General features: G+C 61.4%; 12 protein-coding genes and 1 riboswitch. Of the genes, 4 read left to right on the forward strand and 8 right to left on the reverse strand.

Going from position 1 to position 16319, the window contains the following annotated elements:
- Positions 1-4: 4 nt before the first annotated feature.
- From HBR93_RS01935 to HBR93_RS01955, 5 genes are all read right to left on the reverse strand, one after another.
- Positions 5-2743 carry a LuxR C-terminal-related transcriptional regulator gene (locus HBR93_RS01935; RefSeq protein ID WP_169959751.1) on the reverse strand — a complete coding sequence of 913 codons (2739 nt, stop codon included), beginning with the start codon at positions 2741-2743 and terminating at the stop codon, positions 5-7.
- A 231-nt stretch (positions 2744-2974) separates the two neighbouring features.
- Positions 2975-4339, reverse strand: coding sequence for a DUF1329 domain-containing protein (locus HBR93_RS01940; RefSeq protein WP_057438161.1), 1365 nt, complete (start codon positions 4337-4339; stop codon positions 2975-2977).
- Between the two features lie 28 nt (positions 4340-4367).
- The gene (locus HBR93_RS01945) at positions 4368-6242 is read right to left on the reverse strand and encodes a DUF1302 domain-containing protein (RefSeq protein ID WP_169959752.1); all 1875 of its coding nucleotides are present in this window, start codon (positions 6240-6242) and stop codon (positions 4368-4370) included.
- 335 nt (positions 6243-6577) lie between these two features.
- Positions 6578-8260, reverse strand: coding sequence for a fatty acid--CoA ligase (locus HBR93_RS01950; RefSeq protein ID WP_057438159.1), 1683 nt, complete (start codon positions 8258-8260; stop codon positions 6578-6580).
- Between the two features lie 147 nt (positions 8261-8407).
- Positions 8408-9037, reverse strand: coding sequence for a LysE family transporter (locus HBR93_RS01955; RefSeq protein WP_057438156.1), 630 nt, complete (start codon positions 9035-9037; stop codon positions 8408-8410).
- 84 nt (positions 9038-9121) lie between these two features.
- Between HBR93_RS01955 and HBR93_RS01960 the strand changes: the two genes are divergently transcribed.
- The 3 genes from HBR93_RS01960 to HBR93_RS01970 all read left to right on the forward strand — a co-directional run bounded on the left by HBR93_RS01960 (position 9122) and on the right by HBR93_RS01970 (position 11962).
- On the forward strand, positions 9122-10087 hold the full coding sequence (locus tag HBR93_RS01960) for a 2-hydroxyacid dehydrogenase (RefSeq protein ID WP_169959753.1): 966 nt from the start codon (positions 9122-9124) through the stop codon (positions 10085-10087).
- Between the two features lie 31 nt (positions 10088-10118).
- Positions 10119-11117 (forward strand): class I SAM-dependent methyltransferase, encoded by a 999-nt coding sequence (locus HBR93_RS01965; RefSeq protein WP_115128982.1) that lies wholly within the window; start codon positions 10119-10121, stop codon positions 11115-11117.
- A 51-nt stretch (positions 11118-11168) separates the two neighbouring features.
- A riboswitch (yybP-ykoY riboswitch) is annotated at positions 11169-11288 on the forward strand.
- An 89-nt stretch (positions 11289-11377) separates the two neighbouring features.
- Positions 11378-11962, forward strand: coding sequence for a TMEM165/GDT1 family protein (locus HBR93_RS01970; RefSeq protein WP_057438151.1), 585 nt, complete (start codon positions 11378-11380; stop codon positions 11960-11962).
- A 126-nt stretch (positions 11963-12088) separates the two neighbouring features.
- On the opposite strand, the gene HBR93_RS01975 is transcribed toward HBR93_RS01970, so the two are convergent.
- The gene (locus HBR93_RS01975) at positions 12089-12907 is read right to left on the reverse strand and encodes a M48 family metallopeptidase (RefSeq protein ID WP_057438149.1); all 819 of its coding nucleotides are present in this window, start codon (positions 12905-12907) and stop codon (positions 12089-12091) included.
- 216 nt (positions 12908-13123) lie between these two features.
- Between HBR93_RS01975 and HBR93_RS01980 the strand changes: the two genes are divergently transcribed.
- Positions 13124-15265 carry a methyl-accepting chemotaxis protein gene (locus HBR93_RS01980; RefSeq protein WP_169959754.1) on the forward strand — a complete coding sequence of 714 codons (2142 nt, stop codon included), beginning with the start codon at positions 13124-13126 and terminating at the stop codon, positions 15263-15265.
- A 130-nt stretch (positions 15266-15395) separates the two neighbouring features.
- Here HBR93_RS01980 and HBR93_RS01985 read toward each other — a convergent pair whose 3' ends face one another.
- Positions 15396-16016: an SOS response-associated peptidase gene (locus tag HBR93_RS01985; RefSeq protein WP_057438144.1), complete on the reverse strand. Its 621-nt coding sequence runs from the start codon at positions 16014-16016 to the stop codon at positions 15396-15398.
- Positions 16017-16052: 36 nt separating this feature from the next.
- Positions 16053-16313, reverse strand: coding sequence for a DUF2007 domain-containing protein (locus tag HBR93_RS01990; protein WP_057444473.1), 261 nt, complete (start codon positions 16311-16313; stop codon positions 16053-16055).
- Between the last annotated feature and the right edge of the window lie 6 nt (positions 16314-16319).

Here is a 16319-nt window from a genome sequence, read left to right on the forward strand (position 1 = left end):
CCCCTTACCCCAATAACCCCATCTCCTGCGCCCGCGCGACTGCCTGGGTGCGGCGCTCGACCCCCAGTTTGCTGTTGATATGACTGGCGTGGGTCTTGACGGTGTGCAGCGAGATAAACAACTGGTTGCTGATTTCCTGGTTGGAGCACCCTTGGGCGATCAACTGCAGCACTGCCAGCTCACGGGCGCTCAAGGTTTCGCTGGAATGGCTGGTTTCGACCGGCTCGCGCGGGGCAACCGCCGGCAGCAGGGCCCAGAGGCTTTGCCGCATCAAATCGTTCGGCGCCTGGCCCAGTTGCTCGCGTACCCAGTCGGGATAACGTTCCAACAGACGCTGGAAGGGTTGCAACGCGCCACCGCTGGCCATTTGCAAGGCCCGGGCAAACAGCGGCCGGGCTGACATTGCCTGGCCGTCATCCAGCAACAACAGCACGTGCTGGTTCAGGGCCATCACCGCGATCATCTGCTGGCCTTTGCCTTCGGCTTGCCGCGCCAACCCATCGAGTCGACGCCGGGCGCTTTCGCACTGGCCACGAATAGCATCCAGGGCCGCCTGTTGCAGTTCGATATGTTGCGCCAGGTGCGGATGAAACTCCGGGGCGGCGGCGGCCTGCTCGCCGTTATAGGTTTGCCCCAGGCGCACCAGCCAGGCATCGGCCAGGTCGGTACGGCCCTGGGCCAGCCACAGCTCGCATTTGATCAGGGTGATCATGGCCAGGTAGTAGATCGGCGGCACGTCCCAGATATGCATCAACCGCTCGGCCTCGGCCAGCTCGGCAAAGGCCTTGGGAAAGTCGCCACGGCGCCCCTCAAGGTTGGCGATGACACAGTGGCCGATCAACACGCTGATATCCCGGCAGGCGCGGGCTTCGGCAAGCCCTGTACGCAAACGCAACAGGCCGGCCTCCGGCTGGCAACGCATCAGCAGCAGGAACCCTTCATACAACGACAGGCGTGCGCGCACCGCATACAGCCGCTGGGATGCCAGGCCCTGCAAGCGTTGCAGGCCCTCGCGCACCTCGTCCAGGGAGCGCAGGATTTCCCCACGCGCCTGCAGCACCCGTGCCCGGTCGTAATGGGCCAGGGCCTCGAACAGCGGGTTGCCGACGCGTTGCGCCAGTTCCAGGGATTCTCGATTCAAGCCCCGCGCACGCCACAGGTCGGCGTCGACGATGGCCAGGTTCGACAAGGTCGACAGGCACATCAAGCGCTGGCCGTAACGCTTGTGCGGCAGGCTTTCCAGGGCTTCTGTGCAATACAAGTGGGTCAGTTCCCGGTCGCCGCGCCCACGGGCGATGATGCCGCTGAGGGCCAGCCACTGGGCGAGCATCGACTTCTGCGCAGTGGCCGACGGTGCAGGCAGGAAGCGGCTGAGATGGCTGGACAATTCTTCCGCCGCATCCAACTGGCAGGCCAGCCCCAGCGCCCAGCTATAGAGCACGATCAAGCGCGGCGTACTGATCAACAGGCTGTCGGGCAAGTCCATCTTCCAGCGCAGGAGCATGCCGACGTTCTGCTCGGCCAGCAGTTGTTCTTCGGACAGGTTCTGCACCAGATTCGCCGCCACATCCGGATGCCCGGCACGCAGGGCCTGCTCCACGGCCTCATCGAGCAAGCCCTGGGCGTTGAACCAGCGGCACGCGCGCAGGTGCAGGCTGGCGGCCGGCAACATCGCATTTGGCGAACGCCGGGTGCGCAGCAAATCGGAAAACAGGTGGTGATAACGGTACCAGTGGCCCTGCTCGTCCAGCGGCACCAGGAACACCTGATGGGCTTGCAGGTAGCGCAGGATTTCCGCGCTGTCATGGGCCTCGCGCACGGCGTCGCACAACTCGCTGCAAAAACGCTCCTGGGAGGCCGTGTCGTAAAGGAAGGCCTGGACTTCCGGCGGCAGGCAGTCGATCACCTCTTCCAGCAGATAGTCACGTATCAGCCCTTCCCCACCATGCAGGCCTTGGGGCAAGTCGGCCTCGTTGCCGGCTTCGGCGGCCGCCAACAACCAGAAGCGCAGGCCGGCCACCCAGCCTTCGCTGCGACGGATCAGGTTGTCCAGGGCTTCACCGCGCAATGAACTGCTATGCCGGTCGAGCAAGGCCAGGGATTCGTCGTTGGTCAGGCGCAGGTCCTGTTCATGCAACTCCAGCAGATGCCGGGACAAACGCAACCGTGCCAAATGCCAGTCGGGACGCTGGCGGCTGGTGACCAGCACCAACAGGCCATCGGGCAAATGGTTGAGAAAAAATTGCAGGCAACGATCCAGCACCGGACCCTGGGCCAGGTGGTAGTCATCCAGTACCAGTAATAACGGGGTGCGTGTGGACAGATGGACGGTCAATTCATCGAGCAGGCCATCGAGCCACTCTTCAAAGGCAAACGGCTGATGGCGCTGGCGCATTTTCAACAAACCCAGGGCCTGGGCGCCGACTTGCGGGAAATACTGCTGCAAACCTTCCAGCAGGCGCTCCAGGAAGCGCCCCGGATCACTGTCCCGCGAACTGAGACCCAGCCACAGGCTTTGCCAGTGATCAGGCAGGCTTTGGCAGAACTCCACCGCCAGCGAGCTCTTGCCAAACCCGGCCGGCGCGCTGACCAGTAATAGACGCCCGTCCAGGCCGGCGCTCAAGCGCTCGCACAAACGCGGGCGCAGCACATAGCCATCGGGCAGCGGGGGTCGGTAGAAGCGCCCTTCCAGCGTGGGGATTATCGCACTGGCAGGCCCTTGGATTGGGGACAGATCAGTCATCGCCGGGCTCTTGTAGTAGGCTGTGGTCGGCATTGCAGATGTCCGCAGACTAGCGTTAAAAGCCGTCGCTTTGTAGATCTTTGCAACATTTGTCTGAAAAAGACTACAACAAGAAATAACCAACTATTTTCCGGATGCCCAAAACAAATGTGGGGATGGGCTTGTGTGGGAGCGGACTTGCCCGCCCCCACACAAGCCCACCCCCACTGGTGCGGACTTGTTTACCGCGGTTTAGCGAACACCATCCTGACGCAGAGCCGCCGGGGTGAAGTCGCTGGTGGTGGCAGTGAAGCCGAAGTCATAGGCCTGTTTCTCTTCGTTCTTCATGCCCAGGGCCAGGTAGCGGCCGGACTGCAGGTCGTAGAGGGTTTCGAGGGCGTACCACGGCACTTGCTTGTCGTAGTAGTTCTCGCCATGGGCTTCGGCTACGCGCCACAGTTGGCCACGACCGTCGTAATGGTCGATCACCGCTGCTTGCCAGGTGTCTTCGTCGATGTAGAAGTCACGCTTGGCATAGATATGGCGCTGGCCTTCCTTCAAGGTGGCGACCACGTGCCAGACGCGGCGCAGTTCATAACGCGCCAGGTCCTGGTTGATGTGGCCGGCCTTGATGATGTCGGCGTACTTGAGCTTCGGATCGTCGAGCTTGTAGCTGTTGGAGGCGATGTACATTTCCTTCTTGCCTTCCAGCTTCCAGTCGTAGCGATCCGGGGCGCCGTTGTACATGTCGAGGTTGTCGGAAGTCCGCAGGCCATCGGCGGCAGTCCCCGGCCCGTCGTAGGACACTTGCGGCGCGCGGCGCACACGGCGCTGGCCGGCGTTGTAGACCCACGCGGCGCGCGGTTCCTTTACCTGGTCCAGGGTTTCGTGCACCAGCAACACACCACCGGCCAGACGCGCAGGTGCAGTCACTTTCTGCTTGAAGTAGAACAGGATATTGCCCGGATTTGCCGGATCGTAATCCTTCATCTTGTCGCGGAACACGAACTGGTCCTGGAAGTACACCAGGCTGTACGAGCCGTTGGCCTGTGGCGTGGCCTGGGTCACCAGGCGTGTCACGCTGCCGCCGCGATAGCGGGTGATGTGGTTCCAGATCACCTCGACCCCGCTTTTCGGGATTGGGAACGGAATCGCGGTTTCGAAGTTTTCCAGGCCGTTACCACCGCCTACCAGGTTGGTGCTGGTGGCGTTTTTCTTGATGGAGGCGAACACTTGCGCCGGCACGGTGGCACCGCGATGGGTGGTGTACACCGGCATCTTGAAGGTTTCAGGGTAGCGCTTGAACATCGCGTACTGCCCCGGCGCCAGCTTGTCTTTGTACTGCTCGACGTTCTGCGCGGTGATGGTGAACTGCGGCTGCTCGCTGGCATACGGGTTGGCCAGGAAGCCCTTGGCATCCACAGCACCGGCGTTGGTTGGCAGGGCTTTCCAGGCCGGAATGGTGCCGGCAGCGTTGCCGGCCATTTCCGCGCCCATCGGAGTCAACGTGGTGCCCAGCTTGGCGGCTTCATCCGCCGAGACCGCCGCCATGACGCTGCTGGCCATGATCGACAGTCCCAGCACACCCACGTGCAACAGACTTTTGGTTATTTTCATGTTCTGGTCTTCCTGAAATGCAGTGTGCTTAGAAGTTCGCGCCGAAACTCAGGGCCACGAAATCGCGGTCAACCGAGGTGTTGTAGTCGCCACCAAAGAAGTTGGTGTAGGCCAGGCTCGCCGTGTAGGTGTTCTGGTATTCCGCGTCCAGCCCCAGGCTCACCGCTTTGCGACCTTCTTCGAAGTTGCCGCCAGGACCTGGCGAGTAACCGTTCACATCATGGGACCACGCCACGTTAGGCTTGAGGTTCACGCCGGCGAAGACATCCGGGTACTCCCAGATTGCCCGGCCACGGTAGCCCCAGGAAGTGGCGGTAGTGAAGCCATCATTGTTGCAATTGGCAGTAAGGTTGCTGGCATCGGTGCCAGGTCCGGCACCGGCAATTGTGCCGCCGTTAAGCGTTGCACAAAGAGCGCCTCGCCCAGGGCCATACACCGGATCACGCCCGTAACGTGCTTTGTTACTGCTTTCCAGGCCACCAACGTGGGTCACGCCCACTTCACCGACCAACGTCAAGCGACTTGCTCCCATCACTTGATCGAAGAAGTGCGTAAACGTCGTCTGGAACTGGGTAACTTCCTTACGCCGGTAGCCGTTCAGATCCTGGTCAGCAGAGCCTTTAAGTGGCGAAGCCGCCCCCAGGCCCAACAGCGGCGTTACGCCCGCATACAAAATATCGGTGGTATTGAGTTGCACTGGCGCATTCGGCCGATAGCTCAATTCACCACTCCATGCGGTCCCTGTCGCCAGCGTGGTGGAGAAGCTCAAGCCATACAGCCGAATATCCTCCGGGTACTCGACAAAGTAGCTGGAGTTACCGGCCACAATGAGAGGACGCAACTGGCTGGCGCCGGGTGTAAACGTCAATGCGTTAGCTGCTGCGTAGGTCGCAGCGGAGGCGCCCCTGGCGCTGAAAATCGGCGCACGGCTGTGATAGTTCATGAAATAAGCGCCGAACTCAGTGTCCAACGGCTCAAAGTTGTAGTGCATCGCCACGCCAAACTGACCGCTATCGCGTGCGTCGCGATCAGGGCCACGCTTGACCAGCACACCCTCCTCATTGATGTTCACGCCAAACGCGTTCATCAATGGTAAACCACCGCCCGCCGCGATCACTGAACGCTTGCTGAGCAAGCGCAAGTTATCGCTGCAGCCGTCAGCAATCACATCAGGCTGCGAGAAGAATGTCCCGCAGTTGTCGGTGATCGTCTGATCCCACTCCAACTGGTAGAACGCTTCTGCCGACAGGTTATCGGTCAAGGATTGCGACACGTAGAACATGTTGACCGGGATCAGGCCTTCCTTGATCTCGGCACCCGGACGACGGAACGCAGACACGTCGATCGGGTTGACGGAGTTGATACCACCGCCAATGAAAGTACTTTCACCCCAGCTCACTACTTGCTTACCAAAACGCACCGAACCCGGCGCATCGGCAATGGAGTAGTTGTGGTAGATGAACGCATCGAGAATCTGCCCGCCGGAAGACTTGGCGCCCTCTTTGCGATTGTGGTCGCTGATGTCCTTGAACTCGCGGCCTTCATCCTTGAGTTCGAAGTCGTACCAGTATTTGCCACGCACGAATACGCCGGTGTCGCCGTATTTCAGTTCCAGGTCATGGATGCCCTTGAAGATCTTCGAGAACGTCTCCCCACGCTTGAAGTTCAAGTGACCGTCATCGGAGGTTTGCGACAGCCCCTTGCCACCGTTGTTGACACCAATCAGGTCGCGATCGGGCTTGGCCGTGCTCCAGCTGGCCCCCACCGACAGGGACGAGTCGAAGCTGCCTTCGACCTCACCAATGTTGAAACTGACGCCGAATGCGGGCCCGGCGAGGGTCGAGGCAAGACTGACCGCCAGGGGTAATCTCGCCCGGCGCCAGAACTGATTTACTGAGGTCATCGACGCTACTCCATGTGCATTTTATTGTTATGGCAGTGAGCCTTTTCAAACACGCTTGTAACGGCCGGAATACAACGATTCCAATGCCAGACAGCCACCGGACCACCCAGGACCGCAGCGCCGCATCCTTGAAAAACTCTGGGAGGGACTATAGCCAGCAGGGGGTATCGCTTGATCCCTCTAAAGTGTGATTTGCATCACCAACCCGTCTGCGACAGCCCTTTCGCCATGTCAGCGAGGGCTGACGCAAAAGAGGATGGCTGAAATTCGGCAAATGACAAGGCGAAGGCTTGTAATAGAGCATTGCCGTGCCCGAACGGGCACGGCACGAGGGGTCAGAGCGTGGACAGGAAGGTGCTGTTATTGGCCTGCCATTCAATGATGTCGATACGGATACGTTTCTTGTCCAGCTTACCGACGCTGGTCTTGGGAATTTCCGTAACAATGGCAATCTGACTTGGAATTGCCCACTTGCTCAGGTGGCCCTGCTCGACATACGGCTTGAGGTGTTCCTTGAGTTCGCGGGCGCCAATCCCGTGGCCTTCACGGACCACCAACAGGGCAAACGGGCGCTCGCCCCACTGCGGGTCGGCAATCCCGACCACCGCTACTTCGCGTACCGCCGGGTGACGGCTGACCAGGTCTTCAAGGGCCAGGGATGAAATCCACTCGCCGCCGGTCTTGATCACGTCCTTGATACGGTCGCGAATGTCGATCACACCGAAGGCATCGAGGGTGGCCACGTCGCCGGTGTGCATCCAGCCGCCTTCCCAGAGTTCGGCGCCCTTCTGCGGCTCGTTGAAATACCCCTCGCTGAGCCATGGCGCGCGCAGCACCAGTTCGCCCTGGGACTCGCCATCGGCCGGGAGGAAGTTGCCGTCCCCGTCGATGATCGCGGCTTCCACCAACGGCCCCGGCACACCGGCCTTGATCCGGTAGGTGGTGCGCTCGTCTTCGCTGCCGGCCATCAGTTCTTCGTTGAGGTGGGCACAGGACACCAGCGGGCCGGTCTCGGACATCCCATAGGCCGCTGTCAGCTGGATGCCACGGGCCTTGGCTGCTTCATACAGCGAGCGGTTGAGGGCGCTGCCGCCAATCACGATTTTCCACCCGCCAAAATCCACGCCCTGGGCGGCCTTGGCGTTGAGCAGCATCTGCAGGATGGTCGGCACACAGTGGGAGAACGTGACCTTCTCTTTGCGCCACAACTCCACCAGGTATTCCGGGTCGTAGCGGCCGGGGTAGACCTGCTTGAGACCGAGCATGGTCGCCACATACGGCAAGCCCCAGGCGTGGACGTGGAACATCGGCGTGATGGGCATGTACACATCGTTGGTGCCCAGCAGGCGCACGCTGTCGACGCTGCCCATTATGGTCGCCACGCCGATGGTGTGCAGCACCAGTTGGCGGTGGGTGAAATACACACCCTTGGGGTTACCGGTGGTACCGGTGGTGTAGAAGGTGGTGGCCACCGAATGCTCGTCGAAGTCCTCGAAGGTGTAGTGCGTGCTGGCAGCGGCCAATAGCGTTTCGTACTCGCCTACCAGGTTGGGCAGATCGGCGGTTTTCTCGTCGCCATCGGTCAACAGCAGGGTCTTGTCGACGGTGGTCAATTGACCGGCAATGGCCTGGTACAGGCCGACGAACTCGCTGTTGACCAGCACAAAGCGGTCCTCGGCGTGGTTCATCGTGTAGAGGATCTGCTCTGGCGACAGGCGCACGTTAATGGTGTGAATCACCGCACCAATCATCGGAATGGCGAACATGCATTCCAGGTAACGGTGGCTGTCCCAGTCCATCACGGCCACGGTATCACCGGCCTTGACCCCGGCTGCGGTCAGCACATTGGCCAGGCGGGCGACGCGTTCGATCAGGGTGGGGTAGGTGTAGCGCAGCTTGTCGCGGTAGACGATTTCCCGGGTTTTCTCGTAGCGCGCACCCGACATCAACAGGCGCTTGATCAACAACGGGTATTGGTAGGCGCCTTCGGCGGGCGGGATAACACGAGTCTGCAACATACGAATCCCTTTTTATGACTGCACGGTCTTGGCTAAAGGATTTGCACTGTAGAGACCTTGCACGCCGGCCAAATCAGCCGAAGGAATGATTTGCAGAGCCGGATGAATGCTAGCTTTGCGCCAGCATTCATTCAGCCAGCGGCGCCTTTAGCGCTCGGTGAGGGCCACTTTCACACCAATGGCAATCAGCACCGCACCCATGCTCCGATCAAACCAATGGCCCATGCGCGCAAACCCGGCGCGCACGCGCTGTTGGCTGAACAACATGGCCACCATGCAGAACCACAGGGCGGTAGCCACGGCCAGGTACAGGCCATAACCGGCCTGGATTGCCAGCGGCGTGTGGGGGTTGATCACCACGGTGAACAGCGACAGGAAAAACAGCGTGGCCTTGGGGTTCAGGCCATTGGTCACAAAACCCGAGGTAAAGGCGCCGCGGGCACTGCGCTCGCCCACTTCGCGGTGCAAGTCTTCTTCACTGGCAGGCTTGGCCGGCTGCGCCCGCAGGGCTTTGAAGCCGATATACAACAGGTAGGCCGCCGCCGCCCATTTCAAGGCGTTGAACAGCACGATGGACTGGGACACGATCAAACCGATACCGAGCAACGAGTAGCCAACGTGAAGGAAAATCGCCGAACCGACGCCCAACGCCGTCCAAGTGCCGGCACGCCGGCCATGGGTCACGCTCTCGCGTACCACCACGGCAAAGTCCGGCCCGGGGCTGGCCACGGCCAGCAGGTGAATCAACGCCACGGTCAAAAACTCGGTGAGGTACATGCACACTCCAAGAAGTAACTGATTATTTCATCTGGTAGGCTCGGCAGATTACGCCTTCGAACCCTGTCGCAAAAGGTACAGTTGATGACGAACAATCGCCGCGCCGTCTTCCTTGATCACCCTTCCCTGGACCAGGGGGACCTTGACCTCAGCGGGTTGCGGGAGACCTTCAGCGACTTGCAGCTGTGCGAGCAGACCTCGGCCGATCAAGTGGTCGAGCGCCTGCAAGGCGCCCAGGTAGCGATCAGTAACAAGATCCTGATCAACGCCCAGACGATGGCCGCCTGCCCTGACCTGAAACTGATCCTGATCGCCGCCACCGGCACCAACAACGTCGACCTGGCCGCCGCCCGCGCCCAGGGCATTACCGTGAGTAACTGCCAGGGTTACGGCACGCCGTCAGTGGCGCAACACACGATCATGCTGCTGCTCAACCTTGCCACGCGCCTGAAGGACTATCAAAAAGACGTCGATGCCGGGCTGTGGCAGCAAGCCAAGCAGTTCTGCCTGCTGGACTACCCGATTGTCGAGCTGGAAGGCAAAACCCTGGGTTTGCTGGGCCATGGCGAACTGGGCGGCGCCGTCGCGCGTCTGGCCGAAGCCTTTGGCATGCGCGTAGTGCTGGGCGCCATTCCCGGTCGCCCGCCCCGCGCAGATCGGGTGCCACTGGACGAACTGCTGCCGCAGGTCGACGCCCTGACCCTGCATTGCCCGCTCAACGAACATACGCGGCACTTTATCGGCGCCCGCGAACTGGCACTGCTCAAGCCGGGCGCGTTCGTGGTCAACACCGCACGCGGTGGCCTGATTGATGAACAGGCCTTGGCAGACGCCCTGCGTGGCGGTCATCTGGGGGGCGCGGCCACCGATGTGCTGAGCGTCGAACCGCCGACCGCCGGCAACCCGCTGCTGGCGAGCGACATCCCACGGCTGATCATCACCCCACACAGTGCGTGGGGCAGTCGCGAAGCGCGGCAACGGATCGTCGGCCAATTGACCGAAAACGCCCGGGGCTTTTTCAGCGGAGCACCGCAGCGCGTCGTCAGTTGATAAACTGCGCTCCTTTTTCAGGGAGCAGACCATGGATCCGCGCAGTGAAGTACTGCTTCGTCAGGCCGAACTTTTTCAAGGCAATGTGTTACTGGCCGGCCTGCCCGCCGACGACCTGCTGGGCCGCCTGCCCAATGCCCATGGCTGGTGCTGGCATGCGGGCGATCAGGCGGCGCTGGATGCGCGGTTTGCCGAGCGCAGCCATTTCGGGGTGAATGTACCGCAGCGTGCATTCGACACAGCCGTGGTGTTTCTGCCCAAGTCCAAGGACCTCGCCGACTACATCCTCAAGGCCGTGGCGGCACGGCTGCCGGGCGCCGAGTTGTACCTGGTGGGCGAAAAACGCGGCGGCATCGAAAGCGCCGCCAAGCAACTGAACGCCTTCGGCAAACCACGCAAGCTCGACAATGCGCGGCACTGCCAGCTGTGGCTGGCCACCGTGGCCGACGCCCCGGCAGCCCCCGACCTGGCAAGCCTGGCCGAGGTCTTTGAAGTGCCACTGGCCGACGGGCCGCTCAAGGTCGTCAGCTTGCCCGGCGTGTTCAGCCATGGCCGCCTGGATCGCGGCACCGCGCTTTTGCTCGAACACCTGGACAAGCTGCCCAGCGGTCATCTGCTGGACTTCGGCTGTGGCGCCGGCGTGCTCGGCGCGGCGGTCAAGCGGCGCTATCCGCACAACACCGTGACGCTGCTCGACGTGGACGCCTTCGCCACCGCCAGCAGTCGCCTGACCCTGGAGGCCAATGGCCTGGAAGGCGAAGTGCTGACCGGTGATGGCATCGACGCCGCGCCCATGGGCCTGGATGCGATTCTGAGCAACCCGCCGTTCCATGTCGGGGTGCATACGGATTATTTCGCTACGGAAAACCTGCTGCGAAAAGCACGCCAACATCTGAAAAACGGTGGCGAACTTCGGCTAGTTGCCAACAGCTTCCTGAAGTACCAACCACTGATCGAAGAGCATCTGGGCGTGTGCGCAGTCAAGGCCGAGGGCCAGGGTTTTCGCATCTACCGCGCCAAGCGCGGCTGACGGGCGTTTGAAAAAGAACGCTTGCCGAATGGATTTTGCCAAGGCAGAATCCGCTCCGTCCTAGGGGAGTAGTCTCCCACGAGCAACATGCTCGTCCGGCATACGTCAACATACTTGGTCAGCAGACCATGGCGTATGCGACCCAGGAGTCCGCACAGACGGACCGGGGTTTGACAAGACCTATGACACGCACACCTTACCCGGGGCGGGAAGGCTGTACGTGTCATAGCCGTGTCGACCCGCCCCTGGAAACCTACCTGATGCTGGATTCACTTCTCGTTCCTACCGCAATCGTTGCCTTGGCCGAAATCGGCGACAAGACGCAATTGCTCGCGCTCATCCTCGCCGCACGCTTTCGCAAACCCTGGCCGATCATCGCCGGCATCATCGCCGCGACCCTGGCCAACCACGCCGCCGCCGGTGCCGTGGGTGCCTGGTTTGGCAGTTTCTTCTCGGATGCGGTGTTGCACTGGATACTCGCTGCGAGCTTCTGCGCCACGGCCCTGTGGACCCTGGTGCCGGACAAGCTCGACGATGACGAGGCCAGTACTTCACGCAAGTTCGGGCCGTTCCTGACCACGCTGATTGCGTTCTTCATCGCAGAAATCGGTGACAAGACGCAGATCGCCACGGTGATGCTGGCGGCGCAATACCCGGAGTTGTGGCTGGTGATTATCGGTACCACCCTGGGCATGCTGATTGCCAACGTGCCGGTGGTTCTGGCGGGGAATTTCGCCGCGGAAAAACTACCGCTGACCCTGATTCGGCGCCTGGCGGCCTCGGCGTTCTTTATCCTGGCGCTGGTGGCGGTGTACAAGGCCATGCAAAGCAGCGGCTGGTTGTAACCCTTTGCAAATGTGGGAGCTGGCTTGCCTGCGATAGCGCTGTATCAGTCACGGATTAATTAACTGAACCACCGCTAACGCGAGCAAGCCCGCTCCCACCTTTGGACCTTCACAAGGCCTGGATTATCAGGACTTCTTGGCCTGCTGGTACAACGGCATCACCTTGGGAATCGCCGCCTGCAACGAGGCGATCCGGCTGCTGGAGGCCGGGTGGGTGCTCATGAACTCAGGCGGTGCGCCTTCGGAGGCCTTGGCCATTTTGTTCCAGAGCGTGATGGCCGCGTTCGGGTTGTAACCGGCGCGGGCCGAGAGTTCCAGGCCGATCAGGTCGGCTTCGTTCTCGTTGCTGCGGCTGTTGGGCAAGGTCATGCCGTAGTTGGCCACGGTATCGGCCAGCGCCATGCTGTCCTGGCCCAGGCCCAACAATGCGCCGGCGCCCTGCTTGGCCATCTCGATGCCGTAGGCCTTGGACATGGCTTCGCGGCCATGCTCACGCAGGGCGTGGGCAATTTCATGGCCCATGACCGCCGCCAGCTCGTCATCGGTCAACTTGAGGGTGTCGATCAGCCCGCTGTAGACAAAAATCTTGCCGCCAGGCCCGCAGTTGGCGTTCATCTCGTCGCTTTTGATCAGGTTCACTTCCCACTTCCACTGCGCCGCATCCGGACGGAAGGTGGGAGCCTGGGCGATCAGGCGCTGGGCGATAGCCTGCACACGCTTGGCGTTGGTGCTGGTCTTGTCCAGCAGGCCCTTGCCACTGGCTTCGCCGAGGGTCTGCTGGTACGACTGCGCGTACATCTGGTCGACTTCCTGGCTCGACAGCATGCTGAACATGTACTGCTTGCGCTCCACACCCACGGCGCCGCCACTGGTGGTGTTGACCGACTGGCAACCGGCGAGCAGCAAGGCTGCGCTCAATGCCGTTACCGCCAAATATTTTTTCATGCGCCTTCTCCCTGAAATTATGGCGCATATCCTAGGCCCTCCCTTGTATCTGCGCCAGATACACCTGACGCATAACCGCTGATTTCAGACATCCCCCACGCCCACAACCATCCTATAAACGACACCCCTGATTCTTTTACAGGGCAGCACCTCATGTCTGCAGCGCCTGTAGCCGATATAAGAAAACAGATGATGCCCTAAGCGCCCGGAGCTTCCATGAAATTCAAGTCGATTCAGTTTTCTGTTGCGGCATTGGCCGGGGCCATTGTGCTGAGCGTCGTGGCGGCCCTGGTGCTGTACGCGCTGTTCGCCGGTGCACGGACCCAGGACATGGTGCAGGCACGCACCCAGGCGCAATTCGAGCAGATCATCGAGCAACGGCTCACGGCACTCGCCCACACCCAAGCCACACTGATCCAGCGCGAACTGGAAGCGCCACTGGTGACCGCCAAAGGCCTGGCCACCACCAACGCACTGATGGGCATGAAAGACGCAAACGGCGGCGCCCCATTGCAGGTCAGCCGCGAACAACTGATCAACCTGCTGCACGAAACCGTGGTGCGCAACCCGAAAGTACTCGGCTCCTATATCGCCTGGGAACCCAATGCCATCGACCACAACGATGCCAACTACCTGAACACCGCCGTGGTTGGCATAGAGCCCACAAACGGGCGCTTTATGCCCTGGTGGTTCCGCAACCAGGACGGCAACCTGGGCCTGGAAAAACTCGCCGACCTGACCGACCAGAAAATTCTCTCCACCGGCATCCGCGCCAGTGAGTACTACCTCTGCTCCAAGGAAACCCAAAAACCCTGTGTCATCGACCCCGCGCCCTATCGCGTAGGCAATACCACGGTGATGCTGGCCTCGTTTATCGAGCCGATCATGATCGACGCAAAGTTCCAGGGCATCGTCGGCGCCGATCTGTCGGTTAACTTCATCCAGGAAATGCTGACCGCTGCCGACCAGAAGCTTTACAACGGTGCCGGCGAAATGGCGCTGATTTCCAACAACGGCCGCCTGGTCGCCTATACCAAGGACGCCAGCAAGCTGGGAGAGAAAGCCAGCGACCTCTTCGACAAAAATACAATCGATCACCTCAACCAGCCGAACGTCGGCGAAGTCCGCTACGACGTCGACCAGGCCCAGGGGCTGATCGAGTTGTTCCTGCCCTTCAACATCGGCCAGACCGATGCGCGCTGGACCTTGATGCTGCAACTGCCGTTGGGCACGGTGATGGCCGACTTGCAAGCACTGCAGGGCGACCTGGACGCCCAGCGCAAAACCGATATCTTCGGCATGACCATGGTTGGTCTGGTGATTGCCGGCATTGGCCTGCTGGTGATCTGGCTGGTGGGGCATGGCATTGCCCGGCCGCTCAAGCAGATGGTGGCGATGCTCAATGACATCGCCCAGGGCGAAGGCGATCTGACACGCCGCCTGACCAGTGACCGCGCCGACGAACTGGGCGCGATTGCCGCCGGCTTCAATACCTTTCTGATCAAGCTGCAGGGCATGATTACCCAGGTGGTCAGTTCGGTGCAGAAAGTCAGCGATTCGTCGGAACACACCGCCGACATCGCCATCCGCACCAACCTCGGGGTGCACAAGCAAATGGTCGAGATCGACCAGGTCGCCACCGCCGTGCACGAGATGACCGCCACCGCCCAGGACGTGGCCCGCAATGCCACCCAGGCCGCACAAGCCGCCACCCATGCCGACCAGGCTGCGAGCCAGGGCATGCAGATTGTGCGCGATACCTCCACATCCATCGGCGCCCTGGCCCTGGAGATCGGCAAGGCAGTGGGCGTGGTCCAGACCCTGGCCAAGGACAGCGAGAACATCAATGCCATCCTGATTGCCATCCGCGGCATTGCCGAGCAGACCAACCTGCTGGCCCTCAACGCCGCCATCGAAGCCGCGCGCGCGGGCGAACAGGGCCGGGGCTTTGCGGTAGTGGCCGACGAAGTGCGCAACCTGGCGCAGAAAACCCAGAAGGCCACCGAAGAAATCCAGGCCATGATCCAGCAATTGCAGCAAGGCACGCGGGACGTGGTACGGGTCATGGAAGACAGCCAGCAGCGTACCGATGAAAGCGTGCAGCACGCCGCCAAGGCGGCCCAGGCCCTGGAGACCATCACTCAGGCCGTGTCGGTGATCAATGACATGAACACGCAGATTGCCAGTGCGGCAGAGGAACAGAGTGCGGTGGCCGAGGACATCAACCGCAATGTGATCAATATCGGCCAGGTGGCCAATGAGGTGGCGGGCGGTGCCGATGAGTCCAGTGCTGCCAGTGCGGGGCTGACCCAGTTGGCGGAGCAGCAGCGGCGGTTGATCAATCAGTTCAAGGTATAAAGGTTTCAGCGGCCTTCAGGGCCGTATCGCAGGCAAGCCAGCGCCCACAGTTGAAGGTATTCACACATCAAAATGTGGGAGCTGGCTTGCCTGCGATGACGCCAGCGAATCCCCCACACAGCCCCCAGCCTCAACCCGGGGTCAAACACTCCGGCCCATTGAGCTTCGGATCATTGACCATGTTAGCCAGCACCCGCTCACGCAACGCCGCCGGCTCACCGGCCAGCAACCCCTGCAACACATGCAACGGCGTCTCGGGATCGAGCCAGGCTTCCTGCCCCGCCGCATCCAGAATCAGCGGCCGGCGCTGGCTCTGCGCGGCCTGGGTCACCACTGCCGCGCTCAACCACACCTGCTCCTGCACCGGATAAGCCTCCCAGATCGCCGCAAAGAACAGCGTCGAGCCCTCCCCCGGCGTAAGCCAGTACGGCCGCTTGCGCTGGGTGCCACGCCATTCATAAAAGCCATTGGCTGGCAGCAGGCAACGGCGCAGGCGAAAGGCCTCGCGAAACATCGGTTGTTCGGCCAGGGTTTCGGCGCGGGCATGGGCCGGGGTGCGGGACAGGTCAGTCAACCAGGGTGGTGTCAGCCCCCAGCGGGCCCGCGCCAGGGTGCGCTGGCCGTCGGTAGCGCGCTGGATCAGCACCGAATCATTGGGAGAAATATTCCACTGGGCCTGTTGATCCGCCGGGAACCCCGGCAAGGCAGCGAAGGCGGGGTTCCAGCGAAACAGGGCATAACGTCCACACATTGGGCAACACGACTCTTGGGTAAACCGAACGACAGCCTAACAGACCAGCACGTCGGGGTAGCTGTCGGGTTCATCGCCGGGTAGCGGTTGGGCGCCGATATAGGCGGTAATCAACTCGCGGGCTTCGCCAGCCTGGTCGTTCTCCACTTCCAGGCCCAACAGGCCGAAGATCGGCAGTTCACCCGTACCACCCAGCAGATGGCGCCCCACCAGATGGGCGTCGATACCTTCGCTGGCGAGCATTTGCTGCAGCAACTCGCCCTCCATCAGGTTTTCCGGTTCGTAGATTCGTTGCATGGCCGC

This window comes from Pseudomonas sp. WS 5411 (assembly GCF_012985595.1).
In the GTDB taxonomy this organism is placed as follows: Bacteria; Pseudomonadota; Gammaproteobacteria; order Pseudomonadales; family Pseudomonadaceae; genus Aquipseudomonas; species Aquipseudomonas shahriarae.

Excerpts from the sequence above, each read along its gene's own strand:
- HBR93_RS01980 (WP_169959754.1), top strand. The coding sequence starts at position 13,124 with ATGAAATTCAAGTCGATTCAGTTTTCTGTTGCGGCATTGGCCGGGGCC.
- HBR93_RS01945 (WP_169959752.1), bottom strand. The coding sequence starts at position 6,242 with ATGACCTCAGTAAATCAGTTCTGGCGCCGGGCGAGATTACCCCTGGCG.
- HBR93_RS01975 (WP_057438149.1), bottom strand. The coding sequence starts at position 12,907 with ATGAAAAAATATTTGGCGGTAACGGCATTGAGCGCAGCCTTGCTGCTC.
- HBR93_RS01965 (WP_115128982.1), top strand. The coding sequence starts at position 10,119 with ATGGATCCGCGCAGTGAAGTACTGCTTCGTCAGGCCGAACTTTTTCAA.
- HBR93_RS01990 (WP_057444473.1), bottom strand. The coding sequence starts at position 16,313 with ATGCAACGAATCTACGAACCGGAAAACCTGATGGAGGGCGAGTTGCTG.
- HBR93_RS01955 (WP_057438156.1), bottom strand. The coding sequence starts at position 9,037 with ATGTACCTCACCGAGTTTTTGACCGTGGCGTTGATTCACCTGCTGGCC.
- HBR93_RS01960 (WP_169959753.1), top strand. The coding sequence starts at position 9,122 with ATGACGAACAATCGCCGCGCCGTCTTCCTTGATCACCCTTCCCTGGAC.
- HBR93_RS01950 (WP_057438159.1), bottom strand. The coding sequence starts at position 8,260 with ATGTTGCAGACTCGTGTTATCCCGCCCGCCGAAGGCGCCTACCAATAC.
- HBR93_RS01970 (WP_057438151.1), top strand. The coding sequence starts at position 11,378 with ATGCTGGATTCACTTCTCGTTCCTACCGCAATCGTTGCCTTGGCCGAA.
- HBR93_RS01985 (WP_057438144.1), bottom strand. The coding sequence starts at position 16,016 with ATGTGTGGACGTTATGCCCTGTTTCGCTGGAACCCCGCCTTCGCTGCC.
- HBR93_RS01940 (WP_057438161.1), bottom strand. The coding sequence starts at position 4,339 with ATGAAAATAACCAAAAGTCTGTTGCACGTGGGTGTGCTGGGACTGTCG.
- HBR93_RS01935 (WP_169959751.1), bottom strand. The coding sequence starts at position 2,743 with ATGACTGATCTGTCCCCAATCCAAGGGCCTGCCAGTGCGATAATCCCC.